The organism is Oryzobacter telluris (assembly GCF_043099285.1).
GTDB classification, from domain to species: Bacteria; Actinomycetota; Actinomycetes; order Actinomycetales; family Dermatophilaceae; genus Oryzobacter; species Oryzobacter telluris.
The window spans coordinates 1,926,497-1,942,108 of the sequence record NZ_CP170723.1 but is presented as its reverse complement, the minus strand read 5'-3'; the positions used below and the strand labels follow the sequence as shown (position 1 = coordinate 1,942,108).

Genomic DNA, 15,612 nt, shown 5'->3' with positions numbered 1-15,612 from the left:
CTCGCTCAGCGAAGATCGAACCGGTCGAGCGTCATGACCTTGTCCCACGCCTTCACGAAGTCGGCGACGAACTTCTCGTGCGCGTCGTCGCTGGCGTAGACCTCGGCGATGGCCCGCAGCTGAGAGTGCGAGCCGATGACGAGGTCGGCCGCCGTGGCGGTCCAGCGCACCTCACCGGTGGCGGTGTCGCGCCCCTCGTAGACGTGCTCGGTCTGCGAGGTGGTCCACTCCAGGCCCGGCGCGAGCAGCGTGCGCAGCACGTCAGAGGTGAGCTGGCCCGGACGCTCGGTGAGGACACCGAGCGAGCTGCCGCCCTGGTTGGCCCCGATGGCCCGCAGGCCACCGACGAGCACGGTGAGCTCGGGAGCGGTGAGCGTGAGCATGTTCGCCCGGTCGAGCAGGAGCAGCTCGGGGGCGGTCTTCTCACCGGCCCGCAGGTAGCTGCGGAACCCGTCGGCGCGGGGCTCGAGGACGGCGAAGGACTCGACGTCGGTCATCTCCTGCGTCGCGTCGGTGCGACCCGGCGCGAACGGCACGGTGACCTCGTGGCCGGCCGCGCGCGCCGCCGCCTCCACGCCCGCGGCACCGCCGAGGACGATGAGGTCGGCCAGCGAGACGGTGCGACCACCGGCGGCGTCGAAGTCGGCCTTGACCCGCTCGAGGGTCTCGAGCACGGAGCCGAGCTCCTCGGGGTCGTTGACCGCCCAGCTGCGCTGCGGCTCCAGGCGCAGGCGCGCCCCGTTGGCGCCGCCGCGCTTGTCGGTGCCGCGGAAGCTGGCCGCCGACGCCCAGGCCGTGCGGACGAGCTGGGCCGGGGTGAGCCCGGAGTCCAGCAGCGCCTGCTTCAGGCCGGCGACGTCCTCGTCGGTGACGAGCTCGCCCTCGGCGGCGGGGACCGGGTCCTGCCAGAGCTGCGCCTCGGGGACCCACGGTCCGAGGAAGCGCGAGACCGGGCCCATGTCACGGTGGAGCAGCTTGTACCAGGCCTTGCCGAACGCCAGCGCGAACGCGTCGGCGTCCTCGAGGAAGCGGCGCGAGATCGCCTCGTACGCCGGGTCGAAGCGCAGCGCGAGGTCGGTCGTGAGCATCGTCGGGGGGCGCGAGAGCGAGCCGTCCTCGGGGTCGGGCACGGTGTTCGCGCCGCCGCCGTCCTTCGGCTGCCACTGGTGCGCCCCCGCGGGGCTCTTGGTCAGCTCCCACTCGAACCCGAAGAGGTTCTCGAAGAACTTGTTGCTCCACTGCGTGGGCGTCTGGGTCCAGGTGACCTCGAGCCCGCTCGTGATGGTGTCGCGGCCCTTGCCCGAGCCGTACTCGCTCTTCCAGCCCAGCCCCATCGAGTGCACGGGGCAGCCCTCGGGCTCGGTGCCGACGAGGTCGGGGTCACCGGCGCCGTGGGTCTTGCCGAAGGAGTGGCCGCCGGCGATGAGCGCGACGGTCTCCTCGTCGTCCATGGCCATGCGGCGGAACGTCTCGCGGATGTCGCGGGCCGCCTTCAGCGGGTCGGGCTCGCCGTTGGGGCCCTCGGGGTTGACGTAGATCAGGCCCATCTGGACCGCGCCGAGGTTCTCGCCGAGCTCACGGTCGCCGGTGTAGCGCTCGTCGCCGAGCCAGGTGTCCTCCGGACCCCAGATGACCTCCTCCGGCTCCCAGACGTCGGGACGGCCGAAGGCGAAGCCGAAGGTCGTGAAGCCCATGTCCTCGAGCGCGACGTTGCCGGCGAGGACGAGGAGGTCGGCCCACGAGACCTGCTGGCCGTACTTCTGCTTCACGGGCCACAGGAGTCGGCGGGCCTTGTCGAGGTTGGCGTTGTCCGGCCAGCTGTTGAGAGGCGCGAAGCGCTGCTGTCCCGAGCCACCACCGCCGCGGCCGTCCTCGATGCGGTAGGTGCCGGCGGCGTGCCAGCTCATCCGGATGAAGAGGGGCCCGTAGTGGCCGTAGTCGGCGGGCCACCAGTCCTGGGAGGTGCGCATCACCTGGACGAGGTCGGCCTTGAGGGCCTCGACGTCGAGCCGGGCGAACTCCTGCGCGTAGTCGAAGTCCTCACCGAGCGGGTTGGCCGCCGGGGAGTTCGTGTGCAGGACCGAGAGGTCGAGCTGGTTGGGCCACCAGTCCTGGTTCGTGTGCGGCCGGCTGTTCTTGGGCGTCGGGGCGTCGATCGCCGGGTTCTCGCTCTCGCTGCCCTGGTCGGTCACGCCGTGCTGCTCGTCGGTCACGTGGGTCCATCTCCTGTTCGGTGCTGGTGGTCAGGTCGGGGGTGGGTGGTTCGGGCGCAGTCGGGGCACAGGCCCCGGTAGACGACCTCGGCCTCGTCGATGGTGAAGCCGTGGTCGTGCGACGGGGTGAGGCACGGGGCGTCGCCCACGGCGCAGTCGACGTCCGCGATGGCGCCGCAGGACCGGCAGACGACGTGGTGGTGGTTGTCGCCCACCCGCGCCTCGTACCGGGCCGGGGACCCCGGCGGCTGGATGCGCCGCACGAGGCCGGCCGCGGTGAGCGCCCGCAGGACGTCGTAGACCGCCTGGTGCGACACCGCGCCGAGGTCGGCCCGCACGGCGGCGATGACCTCGTCGGTGTCGGCGTGCGGGCGGGCGTGCACCGCCGCGAGGACCGAGAGCCGGGGCCGGGTGACGCGCAGCTCGGCGGCGCGCAGCAGCTCGGGGAACTCGGTGGGGGGCACCGCCCCAGCATCGTCGCTTCTCTTGAACAGGTCAAGACAAGGGCGGCGCGTCTCCCCCACCGGTCGGTGGGGCTCAGCCGGTGGCGCTGTCGTCCTCCGCCCAGAGGTGGTCGCGGGCCTCGACGCACACGTCGGGCTGGTCGCAGAACACCCCGTCGACCCCCGTGCGCAGGAAGGCGAGCACCTCATCGACGATGCGGCCGCGCGCGGCCGGGTCGGTGCCGACGCGGTGGTCGACCGGCAGGAAGGAGTTCTCGGCGCGGAAGGTCCACGGCGTCACGGCCAGGCCGGCCGCGTGGACGTCCTCGACGAACGACGTCGGCTCCCCCAGCGTCCCGTCGGCACGCCGCGGGATGACGACCGCCTTCTCGGCGCCGATGGTGTCGACGACCTCGGCCAGGCGCGGGAGGTTGGCCGGGGCGACCAGCTCAACGTAACTGCGCGGCGTGCCCTGCGCCCGCAGGTCGTACGGGCCACCGGTCGCGCTGACGAGGAAGACGAGCTTGGCCCGGAACCGGTGCGCGGTGCGCAGGTCCACGAGGTTGGTCCACTCGAAGGACTGCACCCACAGCGGGGCACTGCGCGTGTTCAGGCCGTACGGGGTCACCGCGCGGACCAGGGCGGCCTCAGGGTCCAGGCCGGCGGCGTGCAGGTAGGTGGAGTGCTTGATCAGCGGCCGTCGTACCGGGCGCTGCCGGGGCGCAGCGCGGGCAGGCGCTCCTTGGCGCGCAGGGTCTTCAGCTCGGCGAGGGTGAAGTCCTCGACGAACCAGCCGGTGACCGGGGCACCGTCGACCTGCTTGGTCGTGCAGCGGTCGGCGAACTCGGCGTGGTCCGCGACGTCGGTCGTGCCGCCGATCTCGGGCTCGTGGCGGTCGACGAGGACGCCGTCACGCGTCATCACCAGGTCTGGCTCGATGACGTCGGCCCCCTGCCGCACCGCGAGCTCGTAGGCGGCCAGCGTGTGCTCGGGCCGGTAGCCGGAGGCTCCCCGGTGGGCGATGACGAGCGGGTGGGGCAGGGCCCGGGCGGCGGCCGCCGAGGCCGCCGCCACGGGTCGGGAAGGGAGGGCGGGAGCGGCGACGGCCCCGGGGCCGGCGGCCACGGTGAGGCCCAGGGCGAGAGCGGTCACGGCGAGTCCTGACGTCGTTCGGTCATGCCCTCGACGCTAGGAAGCCGACGGCGAACACCGGCCGACGACGCCATGACGCCTCGGTGACGTCTCGGCGAGCGGGCGACGTCGCAGGTCAGCCCGACGTGCGGGTGCGGGTCGCGCGCGCCGCGGCCCGGCCGGCGACGCAGACGTCCGGGTGGTCGCAGAACACGCCGTCGACCCCGGCCCGCACGAAGGCGGTGACCTCGGCCGCCATCCGCCCCCGGCCCGCGGGGTCGCTGCCGACCCGCAGGTTCACCGGGAGGTAGGTGTTCTCGGCCCGGAAGGTCCACGGGAAGACGGCCAGCCCGGCGGCGTGCGCGTCCGCGACCAGCGAGGTCGGCGCCCCGAGGCGCCCGTCGGACCGGCGCGGCACGACGAGCCCCTTCTCCGCGGCCACGGCGTCGACCGTCTGCGCGATCTCGTGGAGCCCGGCCGGGGTGAGGAGGTCGGCGTAGGTGCGCGGGGTGCCCGCGCTGGCGAGGTCGCCGGGCCCGCCCTTCACCGACGCGACGAGGACGAGCCGCGGCAGGTAGCCGTGGGTGTGGCGCAGGTCGTCGAGCGGGGTCCACTGGCTCGACTGCGTCCACACCGGGGCGTCGCGGCGGTTCAGCCCGGCCCGCTCGAGGTCGCCGACGAGGGCCGCCTCGGGGTCGAGCCCGGCCGCCGAGAGCGAGGCCCAGTTCTTCAGCTCGGGGACCACCGCCACCGAACGACCGGTCGAGCGGCTCAGCCGGGCCCGCAGGCTGAGGACCTCCGCGAAGGTGGGGACGGCGTAGCGGCCGTCGTACGTCGCGCTCCCCGGGCGCAACGCGGGCCAGCGCTCGCGGGCCCGCAGGGTCTTCAGCTCGGCGAGGGTGAGGTCCTCGACGAACCAGCCCGTGACGGAGGCGCTGCCGACGGTCCGCGTCGTGCGCCGGTCGGCGAGCTCGGGGCGCGACGCGACGTCGGTCGTGGCACTCAGCTCGGCGTCGTGGCGGGCGACGAGGACGCCGTCGCTCGTCATCATCAGGTCGGGCTCGATCGCGTCGGCGCCCTGGCGCACCGCGAGCTCGTACGCCGCCAGGGTGTGCTCGGGGCGGTAGCCCGACGCCCCGCGGTGCCCGATGACCATCGGCTGGCGCAGCCGGGCGACGGACGGCGCGGTGCGCGTGGTGCGGTCGACGGTAGGGACGCCGACGGCGGGGGCCGACGCCTGGGCCGGGGCCGCGCCCACGACCACCGTTCCCAGGGCGAGCACCAGCCCCACCACCCCCGTGCGTCCCCTCACGCGCGGCACCCTACCCGGGGCCCGGGCCCCCGTCCGACGCTCCGCGACATCCCCACCCTGATTGGAGGTTTATGCATTGCTCTGTATATAGTTACAGCGTGTCCAAGGTCCTCACCTCCCTGCCCGTCGGCCAGCGCGTCGGCATCGCCTTCTCCGGGGGTCTCGACACCTCCGTGGCCGTCGCGTGGATGCGCGAGAAGGGCGCGGTGCCGTGCACGTACACGGCCGACCTCGGGCAGTACGACGAGCCCGAGATCGACACCGTCCCCGACCGCGCCGGCCAGTACGGCGCCGAGCTGGCGCGCCTCGTCGACTGCAAGAGCGCGCTGGTCGAGGAGGGGCTGTCGGCGATCGCCTGCGGCGCCTTCCACATCCGCAGCGGCGGCAAGACGTACTTCAACACCACTCCCCTGGGCCGCGCCGTCACCGGCACCCTCCTCGTGCGGGCCATGCACGCCGACCAGGTCGAGATCTGGGGCGACGGCTCGACCTTCAAGGGCAACGACATCGAGCGGTTCTACCGCTACGGCCTGCTCGCCAACCCCAACCTGCGGATCTACAAGCCGTGGCTCGACGCCGACTTCGTCGCCGAGCTCGGCGGCCGCCACGAGATGAGCGCCTGGCTCACCGAGCGCGACCTGCCGTACCGCTCGAGCCAGGAGAAGGCCTACTCCACCGACGCCAACATCTGGGGCGCCACCCACGAGGCCAAGACCCTCGAGCACCTCGACGAGTCGATGGAGGTCGTCGAGCCGATCATGGGCGTGCGGTTCTGGGACCCCGCCGTCGCGATCGAGACCGAGGACGTCACCGTCACCTTCGTGCAGGGCCGGCCCGTCGCCATCAACGGCCGCACCCTCGACCCCGTCGCGCTCGTCGACGAGGCGAACACGGTCGGCGGCCGCCACGGCTTGGGCATGTCCGACCAGATCGAGAACCGGATCATCGAGGCGAAGTCGCGCGGCATCTACGAGGCGCCGGGCATGGCGCTGCTGCACATCGCCTACGAGCGCCTCCTCAACGCCGTGCACAACGAGGACACCCTCGCCAACTACCACGCCGAGGGCCGCCGCCTGGGCCGCCTGCTCTACGAGGGCCGCTGGCTGGACCCGCAGAGCCTGATGATGCGCGAGGCCCTCCAGCGCTGGGTCGCCTCCGCCGTCACCGGGCAGGTCACCCTGCGGCTGCGGCGCGGCGAGGACTACTCCATCGTCGACACCCGCGGCGAGAACTTCAGCTACCACCCCGACAAGCTCTCGATGGAGCGCGTCGAGGACGCGGCCTTCGGCCCGGTCGACCGCATCGGGCAGCTGACGATGCGCAACCTCGACATCGCCGACAGCCGCTCCAAGCTCGAGCTCTACGCCGCGCAGGGCCAGCTCGGCGCCCGGCACGTCGAGCTCGTCGGCGAGCTCGAGCCGGGGGGCGCCGACCAGATCACGGCCAACCCCCTCGCGCAGGGTGGCGACGACGACGCCCTCGACCGCGCCGCCATGGAGTCGGGAACCGACTGACCTGCACGGTTGTGCGGGCCGCACAAATAGACTGCCCGCGTGCCCGCTGAGCGCAGGACCCCCTCGGACGCGACCCGCACCCGCGTGGCGCGGGCCGCGGGCGACCTCGGCGCGGCCGCCGTGCAGCAGATGGAGGCCGACCACGAGTGGTACCGGTCGCTGTCGGCCGAGAACCGCTCGTGGATCGGGCTGGTCGCCCAGGCGGGCATCAGCAGCTTCCTCGACTGGTTCGGTGGCGACCACGGCAAGGCGGCCGTCACCGCCGACGTCTTCGGCACCGCCCCGCGCGAGCTGACCCGGTCGATCTCGCTCGCCCAGACCCTCGACCTGCTGCGCACGGTCATCGCCGTGGTCGAGCGCGAGATCGCCGACCTCGCCGCCCCCGGCGAGGGCGACCTCGCCCGCGAGGCCGTGCTCCGCTACAGCCGCGAGGTCGCCTTCTCGGCCGCCGAGGTCTACGCCCAGGCGGCCGAGGCGCGTGGCGCGTGGGACGCCCGGCTCGAGTCCCTCGTCGTCGACGCCGTCATCCGCGGCGAGGCCGACGACTCGATGCAGTCGCGCGCGGCGGCGCTGGGCTGGGGCGCCGTCACCAAGGTCGTCGTCGTCGTCGGGTCCACGCCTCCCGGAGCACCCACCCCCGTCATCACCGACCTGCACCGGGCGGCGCGGCGGCACGGCACCGAGCTGCTCGTCGCCATCCACGGGCCCCGCATCATCTGCATCGGCGGCGGGGTCACGGATGCACCGGCCCTCGCCTCCGCGCTCGACCCGCACCTCGGCGACGGGCCGCTCGTCATCGGGCCGACAGTCCCCCACCTGTTCGCCGCGGGGCGCAGCGCGCGGGCGGCGATCTCCGGCCACACCGCCGCCCCCGCCTGGCCCGCGGCCCCCCGCCCGGTCCACGCCGACGACCTCCTCGCCGAGCGGGCGCTCCTCGGCGACCTCCCCGCGCGCGGCGCGCTCGTGGCGCGGATCATCGCGCCGCTCGCCGACAGCGCGGGCGGCACCCTCCTCGAGACCGCGGCGGCCTGGCTCGACGGCGCCGAGGGCGTCGAGGGCACCGCACGGGCGCTCATCGTCCACCCCAACACGGTGCGCTACCGCCTCGCCGGCATCACCAAGGCGGTGGGCTACGACCTCACCGACGCGCACGACGCCCAGACCGTGCGCACGGCGCTGGCGCTGCACCGGCTCGGCCCGGTGGCGCGCGCCACACCCCGCCCCTGAGCCGTGCGTGTTTTGTGGGGATCCCACAGATCGAGGGTCCGAGGTTCGTCCCCACCCATCACGGGTCGGTCACGTCCGGCGCGACATGGTGGACCTTGTGATCGTCATCGTCTGCCCCGGCCAGGGCTCCCAGACCCCAGGGTTCCTCAGCCCGTGGCTCGAGCTCCCCGGCCTGCGTGAGCACCTGACCGAGCTGTCCGACGCCGCGGGGGTCGACCTCGTCGCCCACGGCACGGTGTCCGACGAGGACACCATCAAGGACACTGCCGTCGCCCAACCCCTGCTCGTCGGCGCCGGCCTCCTCGCGCTGCGGGCGCTGGGCGGTACCGACGGCGTCGGCGCCCTCGCCGGCCACTCCGTCGGCGAGATCACCGCGGCCGCCGCCGCCGGGGTCCTGCGCGAGACCGACGCGATGCGCCTCGTCGCGCTGCGCGGCCGCGCGATGGCCGAGGCGAGCGCCGCCACCCCCACCGGCATGAGCGCCGTCCTCGGCGGCGACCCGGACGACGTCCTGGCCACCATCGAGCGCCACGACCTCACCCCCGCCAACGTCAACGGCGCCGGCCAGGTCGTCGCCGCCGGCGCCCTGCCCGCCCTGGCGGACCTCGCTGCGGACCCGCCCGCCAAGGCCCGCGTCATCCCCCTCAAGGTCGCCGGGGCGTTCCACACGCACTACATGTCCCCCGCCGTCGACGCCCTGCGCGCCGCGGCCGCCGACCACGACGTCTCCGACCCGGGCGTCACCCTCGTCTCCAACCGCGACGGCGCCACGGTCACCGACGGGCGCGAGGCCCTCGACCGCATCGTCGCCCAGGTGTCCAACCCCGTGCGCTGGGACCTGTGCATGGAGCGGTTCGCCGCACTGGGCGTCACCGCGATCATCGAGCTGCCGCCGGCCGGCACCCTCGTCGGCCTGGCCAAGCGCGCCCTCAAGGGCGTCGAGCTCCTCGCGGTGAAGACCCCCGACGACCTCGACGCCGCCCGCACCCTCATCCAGGAGCACTCGGCATGACCGTGACGTCCAAGGGGTTCGCCTCCTCCCTCCAGTCCTCCACGGGGCAGCAGCACGCGCGCATCCTCGGGATCGGTGGCTACCGGCCGCGCCGGATCGTGCCGAACTCCGAGATCGTCGACCGGATCGACTCCTCCGACGAGTGGATCCGCGAGCGCTCCGGCATCATCGAGCGCCGCTGGGCCGGCGACGGCGAGTCGGTCGTCGACATGTCGGTGTTCGCGTCGCGCCCCGCCCTGGAGATGGCCGGCATCACCGCCGCCGACCTCGACGCCGTCGTGCTCGCCACGGTCAGCTGGCCCTACCAGACGCCGGCCGCCGCCCCCCTCGTCGCCGAGGCGCTGGGCAGCAAGGCCGCCGCGTTCGACATCTCCGCGGCCTGCGCCGGCTACTGCCACGGCCTGGCCCTCGCCTCCGACATGGTCCGCGGCGGGTCGGCCCGGCACGTGCTCGTCGTCGGCGTCGAGCGGCTGTCCGACTTCACCAGCCGCGACGACCGCGGCACCGCCTTCATCTTCGGCGACGGCGCGGGCGCGGCGGTCGTCGGCCCGTCCGAGACCCCCGGCATCGGGCCCACCGTGTGGGGCTCCGACGGCGCCCAGTGGGAGGCCATCTCCCAGACCGAGAGCTGGATCGACGTCCACGAGCAGAAGCTCGAGTGGCCGCACATCGGGATGGCCGGCCAGACCGTGTTCCGGTGGGCCGTGTGGGGCATGGCGCCCGTCGCCCAGAAGGCCCTCGACGCCGCCGGGGTCACCGCCGAGCAGCTCGACGCCTTCATCCCCCACCAGGCCAACGTCCGCATCATCGACGCCATGGCCAAGCAGCTCAAGCTCCCCGAGGGCATCGCCATCGCCCGCGACATCGCCTACACCGGCAACACGTCCGCGGCGTCGGTGCCGCTGGCGATGGAGCGGATGGTCCGCAAGGGCGAGATCCCCAGCGGCGGCCTCGCCCTCCAGATCGGCTTCGGCGCGGGCCTGTCCTACGCCGCCCAGGTCGTCGTCATCCCCTAGTTCCCGTTAGCCCACGGGTCACCCGGGCCAGCACCACCGCAAGAGTCCCCGAGATCGAAGGAGCAGCACCCATGGCACTGTCTGAGCAGGAGATCCTCGCCGGCCTCGCCGAGATCGTCAACGAGGAGACCGGCCTCGACCCGGCCGAGGTCCAGTCCGACAAGTCGTTCACCGACGACCTCGACATCGACTCGCTGTCGATGATGACGATCGTCGTCAACGCCGAGGAGAAGTTCGGCACGCGCATCCCCGACGACGAGGTCAAGAACCTCGCCACCGTCGGCGACGCCGTGAGCTTCATCGCCAACAACCAGGGCTGAGCCCCGAGGTCCGCCCCCTCCCCGATCCCGCCGAATCGGCCTAGGGTCGGGGTGGGGCGGACCGCCCCCACCAGCACGTGCACGTCCACGTCCCACAAGGAGCAGCAGGACCCATGAGCGATCGACGCGTTGTCGTGACCGGCCTCGGTGCCACCACGCCCCTCGGCGGCACCATCGCAGAGACCTGGGAGGGCATCCTCGCGGGACGCTCCGGGGCCAAGCCGCTACCCGAGGAGATGGTCGAGCGCTACGAGATGCCGGTGCACTTCGCCTGCACCATCGCGCAGGACCCCCTCGAGGTGCTGACCAAGGTGCAGGTCCGTCGCATGGACCCCAGCGCCCAGTACGCCGTCATCGCCTCGCTGGCGGCGATGGAGGACGCCGGCTCCCCCGAGATCGACCCCGAGCGCCTCGGCGTGGCCATCGGCACCGGCATCGGTGGCGTATGGACCCTCCTGGACCAGTGGGACATCCTGCGCGAGAAGGGCCTGCGCCGCGTCTTCCCGCTGGCCGTCCCCATGCTCATGCCGAACACCTCGGCCGGCAACGTCTCGCTGCTCCTCGGAGCGCGCGCCGGTGCCCACACCACCGTCTCCGCCTGCGCGTCGGGCGCCGAGTCGATGGGCACCGCCTACGACATGATCCGCACCGGCCGGGCCGACATGGTCGTCGCCGGTGGCACCGAGGCGGCCACGCACCCCATCTGCTTCGCCGGCTTCGCCCAGATGCAGGCGCTCTCCACCCGCAACGACGACATCGCCGCCGCCTCGCGGCCCTACGACACCGGCCGCGACGGCTTCGTCATGGGCGAGGGCGCGGGCGTCATGGTCCTCGAGGAGTACGAGCACGCCAAGGCCCGCGGGGCCCGGATCTACGCCGAGTTCGCCTCCATCGGGATGTCGGCCGACGCCCACCACATCACCGCCCCCGAGCCGGAGGGCGCCGGGGCGTCGCGCGCCATGCGCGAGGCCGTGGAGCGCGCCGGGCTCACCGACGCCGACATCATCCACGTCAACGCCCACGCCACCTCGACGCCCGTCGGTGACGTCGCCGAGGCCAACGCCATCCGCCGCGCCTTCGGGGCGGCCGCCGACGGCATGGCCGTCAGCGCCACGAAGTCGATGACCGGCCACCTCCTCGGTGCCGCCGGCGCCCTCGAGGGCCTGCTCACCGTGCTCGCGGTGCACCACCGGGTCGCCCCCGCCGCCATCAACATCGACGACTTCGACCCGAAGATCGACCTCGACGTCGTGCGCGGCGAGCACCGCACCCTGCCCGACGGCGACATCGCGGCGCTGAACAACTCCTTCGGCTTCGGCGGGCACAACGTCGCCCTCGTCATCAAGAGCGTCTGACAGCGCTTTCAGCCGCTCGACGCGACGAGGCCCCCCGGTTCGGACCGGGGGGCCTCGTCCGTTCGGTCCGCGCTCGGGAAAACGCCGGTCCGGCGCTCCAGCGCGGCCCTACCGTCGAAGGGTGATGGAACAACCCGTGCCCGTGAAGCCGTGGGGCGCCGTCGAGACCGGCACCGTCATGACGGCCGAGGTGACCGAGCGCGAGGTCCGCGCGGCCACGCGCTGGCACCTGCGCCGCGGCTCGGTGTGGCGCTCGTTCGCCGTCACCTGGGTCGTGGCCTTCGTCCTCGTCGGCCTGGCCCAGCTCGTCATGCCCCCCGTGCGGCCCGCCAACCCGTGGCTGTTCGCCGTGGGGGTGCTCCTGACGGCCGCGCTGCTCGTGGCCGCCGACGCCTTCGTCGCCCTACCCTGGCGCACCCGGCGGATGTTTCGCCGGATGATCCGCGCCCAGGCCCCCGTCGGGACCCCCGTGCACGCGTCGTGGTCGCACGAGTCGTGGTCGATCGGCACGTTCGCCGCCACGCACACCATCGCCACGTCGTCCGTGCTGCGCGGCACGTGGGTCGAGGACGTCCTCGTCATCGACACCACGACCGACAAGTTCTACCTCGTCGCCGGCGAGCTGCTCACCCCGTCGGCCTGGATGGTCGTGTCCGACGTCCTCGGCGACCACCTCATCGACCTGGACCACCCCGGGAGGGGCTGACCGCCGGTGCCCGAGGTCCCCGCCGTGCGGACGGGGTACACGTCGACCCCGGCCATCGCCGAGCGCGAGGCGCGCGCCATCGTCCGGCGGCAGATGACGCGACCCCGGTACGTCGTGCGGGCCGCCGCGGTCGAGCTCGCCACGACGGCGGTCGGGGTGGGTCTGGGCCTGCTCACCCTGTGGGCGTTCGACGTCTCCCTGCCGGCCTGGTGGGTGTGCCTCCTCGTGGTCGTGCCGGCCGCGCTGCTGGGCGCACTGCTCGACCTGCGGCGCAACCGCCGCCGGCTGCGCCGTGCCGCCACCGAGCACGCCCTGCGGCTGTGCCCGGTCGGCACCCGTGTGAAGGCCGTCTGGCACCGGGACCGGGCCGAGGTCACCACCGCGACCCTCACCGACGTCATCCGCTTCGACGAGGTGACGCACGCCGTGTGGGACGAGGAGGAGGGCGTGCTCTTCCTCGAGCGGGAACGAACGGGGGCCTACTGGGCGGTGCCGTCCGAGCTGGTCTCGTCCGAGGCGCTCGGTCTGCTCGAAGCCGCCCTCGGTCCGCGGTGGAGCCTCTAGGGTCTGGGCCGTGAACGTGGAGGAGCCGCTGTCGGCCACGGGGTCCTACGTCGCGACGGCGGAGATCGCCGAGCGCGAGGCGCGCTTCCTCCATCGACGGGCGCTGTCGGCCCCGCGCGCGTGGCGCCGGTTCACGCTCGTGCGGGTCGGGGTTGCGACCGGGATCGTCGTGCTCGGCGGCGTCCTGCTCACGGTGGACCGGCTGGACCCGGTGCGCGTCGTCGGCTCGACGGTGCTGTTCCTCGTCGTCTTCGGGCTGCTGTGCGCGTTCGACGTGTGGTCGGTGCGCCGTCGCAGCCTGCGCGCCTGGCGCGCCGTGACGCTGGCCGGGGTGCCGGTGGGGACCCTGGTCGAGGCGGTCTACACGCCGACGCGCGCGATGTTCGTCCTGCCGTCGCACTCGCTGGTCCTCGACCTCACGACCATCGTCGGGGCCGTGCGCGAGGAGGGGATGCTCGTCCTCGAGCAGGAGGGCGCGGAGGGCCGGGTGTGGATGGTCCCCGACGAGCTGCTCGGCGACCATGGCCTCGAGGTGGTCCGCGACGGGCTGGGGGCGCGGTACCGCGAGGTGTGGTGAGCGGGGTCCGGCTCGGTCGGGCCGGTCAGCCGACCTTGTGCAACCAGCGCACCGAGGCGCCCTCGCCGGCGTAGCGGAACGGCTCGAGCTCGCTGTCCCACTCGGTGCCGAGCAGCTCCTCGATCATCTCCTGCATGGCGTCGGGGCTGCCCTGGGCCAGGACGACGACCTCGCGCAGGCGGTCCTCGTTGATGACGGCGTCACCGCTCGCGGAGGTCCACGTGTGGTGGATGCCCAGGCGCGGCGTGTGCGACCAGCGCGAGCCGTCGGTGCCGGGGCTCGGCTCCTCGGTCACCTCGTAGCGCAGGTTCTCCCACCCGCGCAGCGACGAGGCGATCCGGGCGCCGGTGCCGGGCTCGCCGGACCAGCTCAGCTCGGTGCGCACGAACGCCGGGGCGGCGGGCTGAGGGGTCCACTCGACCGTGACCCGGGTGCCGAGGACGTTCTCGACCGCCCAGACCACGTGCGGGCACAGCGCTTTCGGGGTGGAGTGGACATAGACCACTCCCCGCGTGACGGTGCGCGGCATCGCGACAGACATCCTGGCCTCCTTCGCGTGCGAGGGACGTCTTCCCCAACGCCGGTGCACACGATGTGGCCGTTCGGTCTGCCGGTGAAGCGGGAGGTCCCGCGGTCCGGATGCCGTGCGGCTTCGCTGTGGGGGCACTCGCAGGTGCCGTTGTGCTCGTCATTGTGCACCATCGGCCACGGGTGCACCACCAGAACCGCACATCTCCTGCGGCCCCACCTCCCCCACCCGCCCCACCCCTCGCTCGCCCCTGTGGCGCCGCCTACCGCCTGGTACGTGGGGTGATCACCCCATGTACCAGGCGGTAGGACGCGGTTGAGGGGACGGTGGAGCGGGCGAGGGTGGGCTCCCTCCTGTGCTCGCTACGGGGCAGGAGGTGTCGTGATCACGACGCTTACTGCCCCGTAGCGCGGGATGAGGGGGTGTCGGGGTCGGGTGGTGGGGCGTCAGAGGAGGTCGGGGCCGTCGCCGCTCGCGCGGTGGACCTCGAACGGCTCGGCGTGCCGGATGTGCGGCAGCTGGCGCGCCCAGTACCGGGCCGTGGCGGTGACGAGGTCGGGCTCGAGGTAGTGGCGTGCCGACTGGCTGCGGTAGACGCCGAGCAGGTCGACCTTCTCGTCGAGGGTGTCGTCGACCCGCACGAACCGGGTGGGCGAGAACCCGACCCGCGAGGACGGCGACTGGTAGCAGTACACCTCGGGGACGCGCCGGGTCGCGACGACCACGGCGTCGTGGACGGCCCGGTGGTCCTGGTGCTGGTCGGCGGTGCTGTGCACGTACACGACGCTCGGGCGCACGGTCGCCACGACGTCCTCGACGAGCCTGGTCAGTCCCACCTCCTCGTCGAGGCGGGTGTCGGTGAGGTCGGCGAGGAGCAGCTCGGCCCCCATCCGGGTCGCGGCGCCGACGGCCTCGCGGCGCCGGTCGACGGCCGGCCCGCCCTGCGCCCCGAGCGTCAGGGTGAGGACGGTGACGGCGTGCCCGGCGTCGCGATGCCGCAGCAGGGTTCCGCCGCAGCCGATCTCCACGTCGTCCGGGTGCGCCCCGACGGCGAGGACCCGCACTGCCGGAGGCGCCTGGACGACCTTGGTGAGGGTGGCGAGCAGCTGCTCGGCGTCATCGGGGTCGACGACCTCGGACACGCCCAGCCGCAGGGCCCGCAGCAGCCCGTCGCGTGACGCCTCCGCACCGGCCAGCGCGCAGACGCTGAGCCGCGGATGGGCCGAGCGGGTCTGCGCGAGGACCTCCATCGCGGCGTCGTCGAGCGCGTCGCAGTCGACGACGAGGACCGATGGCTCCCCCATCGCGTCGAGGAACTGGGTCGTCTCGGTGGGGTCGAGGAGCAGCGGGATGAGGCCGAGCGCCGCCAGCGCCTCGGTGGCGGCGTCCGCGGACCGGCGGCACCACAGGACCGCCACGCGCTGGGGTGGCGTCGCGGCGCGGTCGACCCCCGGAGGGAGGAGACCCCCCGGTGCGGGGCCCGAGCCGTCGGAGGGCGTCGTGCGGGACGACGGGTTCGGGTCGAGCACGTCCACGACGGTAGTCGACGCGTGCGGGCGTCGCGCGGAGGTCCGGGAACACCGTGACAGAATCGGCGCTGCTTCCAGGGGCGTTAGCTCAGTCGGTCAGAGCAGCGGACTCATAATCCGTCGGTCGTCGGTTCAAGCCCGACACGCCCCACCTGTCGCAGGGC

At 73.5% G+C, this 15,612-nt stretch carries 16 protein-coding genes and 1 tRNA gene; 10 read left to right on the top strand and 7 right to left on the bottom strand.

Annotated elements, in window-relative coordinates; translation table 11 throughout:
* Positions 1 to 5 precede the first annotated feature (5 nt).
* The 5 genes from katG to ACFLFB_RS08770 all read right to left on the bottom strand — a co-directional run bounded on the left by katG (position 6) and on the right by ACFLFB_RS08770 (position 5,099).
* Positions 6 to 2,213 (bottom strand): catalase/peroxidase HPI, encoded by a 2,208-nt coding sequence (katG, locus tag ACFLFB_RS08790; protein WP_392545334.1) that lies wholly within the window; start codon positions 2,211 to 2,213, stop codon positions 6 to 8.
* Positions 2,210 to 2,677: a Fur family transcriptional regulator gene (locus ACFLFB_RS08785; RefSeq protein ID WP_392545333.1), complete on the bottom strand. Its 468-nt coding sequence runs from the start codon at positions 2,675 to 2,677 to the stop codon at positions 2,210 to 2,212. Before ACFLFB_RS08785 ends, katG begins: the two co-directional genes overlap by 4 nt.
* A 73-nt stretch (positions 2,678 to 2,750) precedes the next feature.
* Positions 2,751 to 3,284: a glycerophosphodiester phosphodiesterase family protein gene (locus ACFLFB_RS08780; protein WP_392545332.1), complete on the bottom strand. Its 534-nt coding sequence runs from the start codon at positions 3,282 to 3,284 to the stop codon at positions 2,751 to 2,753.
* A 62-nt stretch (positions 3,285 to 3,346) separates the two neighbouring features.
* The gene (locus ACFLFB_RS08775; RefSeq protein WP_392545331.1) at positions 3,347 to 3,808 is read right to left on the bottom strand and encodes a glycerophosphodiester phosphodiesterase family protein; all 462 of its coding nucleotides are present in this window, start codon (positions 3,806 to 3,808) and stop codon (positions 3,347 to 3,349) included.
* Positions 3,809 to 3,923: 115 nt separating this feature from the next.
* Positions 3,924 to 5,099 (bottom strand): glycerophosphodiester phosphodiesterase family protein, encoded by a 1,176-nt coding sequence (locus tag ACFLFB_RS08770; protein ID WP_392545330.1) that lies wholly within the window; start codon positions 5,097 to 5,099, stop codon positions 3,924 to 3,926.
* Between the two features lie 98 nt (positions 5,100 to 5,197).
* On the opposite strand from ACFLFB_RS08770, the gene argG reads away from it, so the two are divergent.
* The 9 genes from argG to ACFLFB_RS08725 all read left to right on the top strand — a co-directional run bounded on the left by argG (position 5,198) and on the right by ACFLFB_RS08725 (position 13,390).
* Positions 5,198 to 6,613 carry an argininosuccinate synthase gene (gene argG / locus ACFLFB_RS08765; RefSeq protein ID WP_392545329.1) on the top strand — a complete coding sequence of 472 codons (1,416 nt, stop codon included), beginning with the start codon at positions 5,198 to 5,200 and terminating at the stop codon, positions 6,611 to 6,613.
* 39 nt (positions 6,614 to 6,652) lie between these two features.
* A complete protein-coding gene (locus ACFLFB_RS08760) occupies positions 6,653 to 7,840 on the top strand; it encodes a PucR family transcriptional regulator (protein ID WP_392545328.1) in 1,188 nt (395 codons plus the stop codon).
* A gap of 97 nt (positions 7,841 to 7,937) precedes the next feature.
* The gene (locus ACFLFB_RS08755) at positions 7,938 to 8,852 is read left to right on the top strand and encodes an ACP S-malonyltransferase (protein WP_392545398.1); all 915 of its coding nucleotides are present in this window, start codon (positions 7,938 to 7,940) and stop codon (positions 8,850 to 8,852) included.
* The gene (locus ACFLFB_RS08750; RefSeq protein WP_392545327.1) at positions 8,849 to 9,868 is read left to right on the top strand and encodes a beta-ketoacyl-ACP synthase III; all 1,020 of its coding nucleotides are present in this window, start codon (positions 8,849 to 8,851) and stop codon (positions 9,866 to 9,868) included. The genes ACFLFB_RS08755 and ACFLFB_RS08750 overlap by 4 nt, the downstream gene beginning before the upstream one ends.
* 71 nt (positions 9,869 to 9,939) lie before the next feature.
* Positions 9,940 to 10,188, top strand: a complete 249-nt coding sequence (locus ACFLFB_RS08745; protein ID WP_392545326.1) for an acyl carrier protein — start codon at positions 9,940 to 9,942, stop codon at positions 10,186 to 10,188.
* Positions 10,189 to 10,301: 113 nt separating this feature from the next.
* Positions 10,302 to 11,543 carry a beta-ketoacyl-ACP synthase II gene (fabF, locus tag ACFLFB_RS08740; protein WP_392545325.1) on the top strand — a complete coding sequence of 414 codons (1,242 nt, stop codon included), beginning with the start codon at positions 10,302 to 10,304 and terminating at the stop codon, positions 11,541 to 11,543.
* Between the two features lie 121 nt (positions 11,544 to 11,664).
* On the top strand, positions 11,665 to 12,249 hold the full coding sequence (locus ACFLFB_RS08735; RefSeq protein WP_392545324.1) for a hypothetical protein: 585 nt from the start codon (positions 11,665 to 11,667) through the stop codon (positions 12,247 to 12,249).
* 6 nt (positions 12,250 to 12,255) lie between these two features.
* A complete protein-coding gene (locus tag ACFLFB_RS08730; RefSeq protein ID WP_392545323.1) occupies positions 12,256 to 12,813 on the top strand; it encodes a hypothetical protein in 558 nt (185 codons plus the stop codon).
* A 10-nt stretch (positions 12,814 to 12,823) separates the two neighbouring features.
* Positions 12,824 to 13,390 carry a hypothetical protein gene (locus tag ACFLFB_RS08725; protein WP_392545322.1) on the top strand — a complete coding sequence of 189 codons (567 nt, stop codon included), beginning with the start codon at positions 12,824 to 12,826 and terminating at the stop codon, positions 13,388 to 13,390.
* Positions 13,391 to 13,415: 25 nt separating this feature from the next.
* Here the strand turns inward: ACFLFB_RS08725 and ACFLFB_RS08720 are convergent, their stop codons facing one another.
* Positions 13,416 to 13,931, bottom strand: a complete 516-nt coding sequence (locus ACFLFB_RS08720; RefSeq protein WP_392545321.1) for a DUF3145 domain-containing protein — start codon at positions 13,929 to 13,931, stop codon at positions 13,416 to 13,418.
* A gap of 434 nt (positions 13,932 to 14,365) precedes the next feature.
* On the bottom strand, positions 14,366 to 15,448 hold the full coding sequence (locus ACFLFB_RS08715; RefSeq protein ID WP_392545320.1) for a PIG-L deacetylase family protein: 1,083 nt from the start codon (positions 15,446 to 15,448) through the stop codon (positions 14,366 to 14,368).
* A gap of 77 nt (positions 15,449 to 15,525) precedes the next feature.
* Between ACFLFB_RS08715 and ACFLFB_RS08710 the strand changes: the two genes are divergently transcribed.
* Positions 15,526 to 15,599 (top strand) — tRNA-Ile (locus ACFLFB_RS08710).
* Positions 15,600 to 15,612: the final 13 nt, after the last annotated feature.

What these genes read in the sequence shown, in the direction of transcription:
- ACFLFB_RS08750 (WP_392545327.1), top strand. Translation starts at nt 8,849, where the DNA reads ATGACCGTGACGTCCAAGGGGTTCGCCTCCTCCCTCCAGTCCTCCACG.
- ACFLFB_RS08745 (WP_392545326.1), top strand. Translation starts at nt 9,940, where the DNA reads ATGGCACTGTCTGAGCAGGAGATCCTCGCCGGCCTCGCCGAGATCGTC.
- fabF (WP_392545325.1), top strand. Translation starts at nt 10,302, where the DNA reads ATGAGCGATCGACGCGTTGTCGTGACCGGCCTCGGTGCCACCACGCCC.
- ACFLFB_RS08720 (WP_392545321.1), bottom strand. Translation starts at nt 13,931, where the DNA reads ATGTCTGTCGCGATGCCGCGCACCGTCACGCGGGGAGTGGTCTATGTC.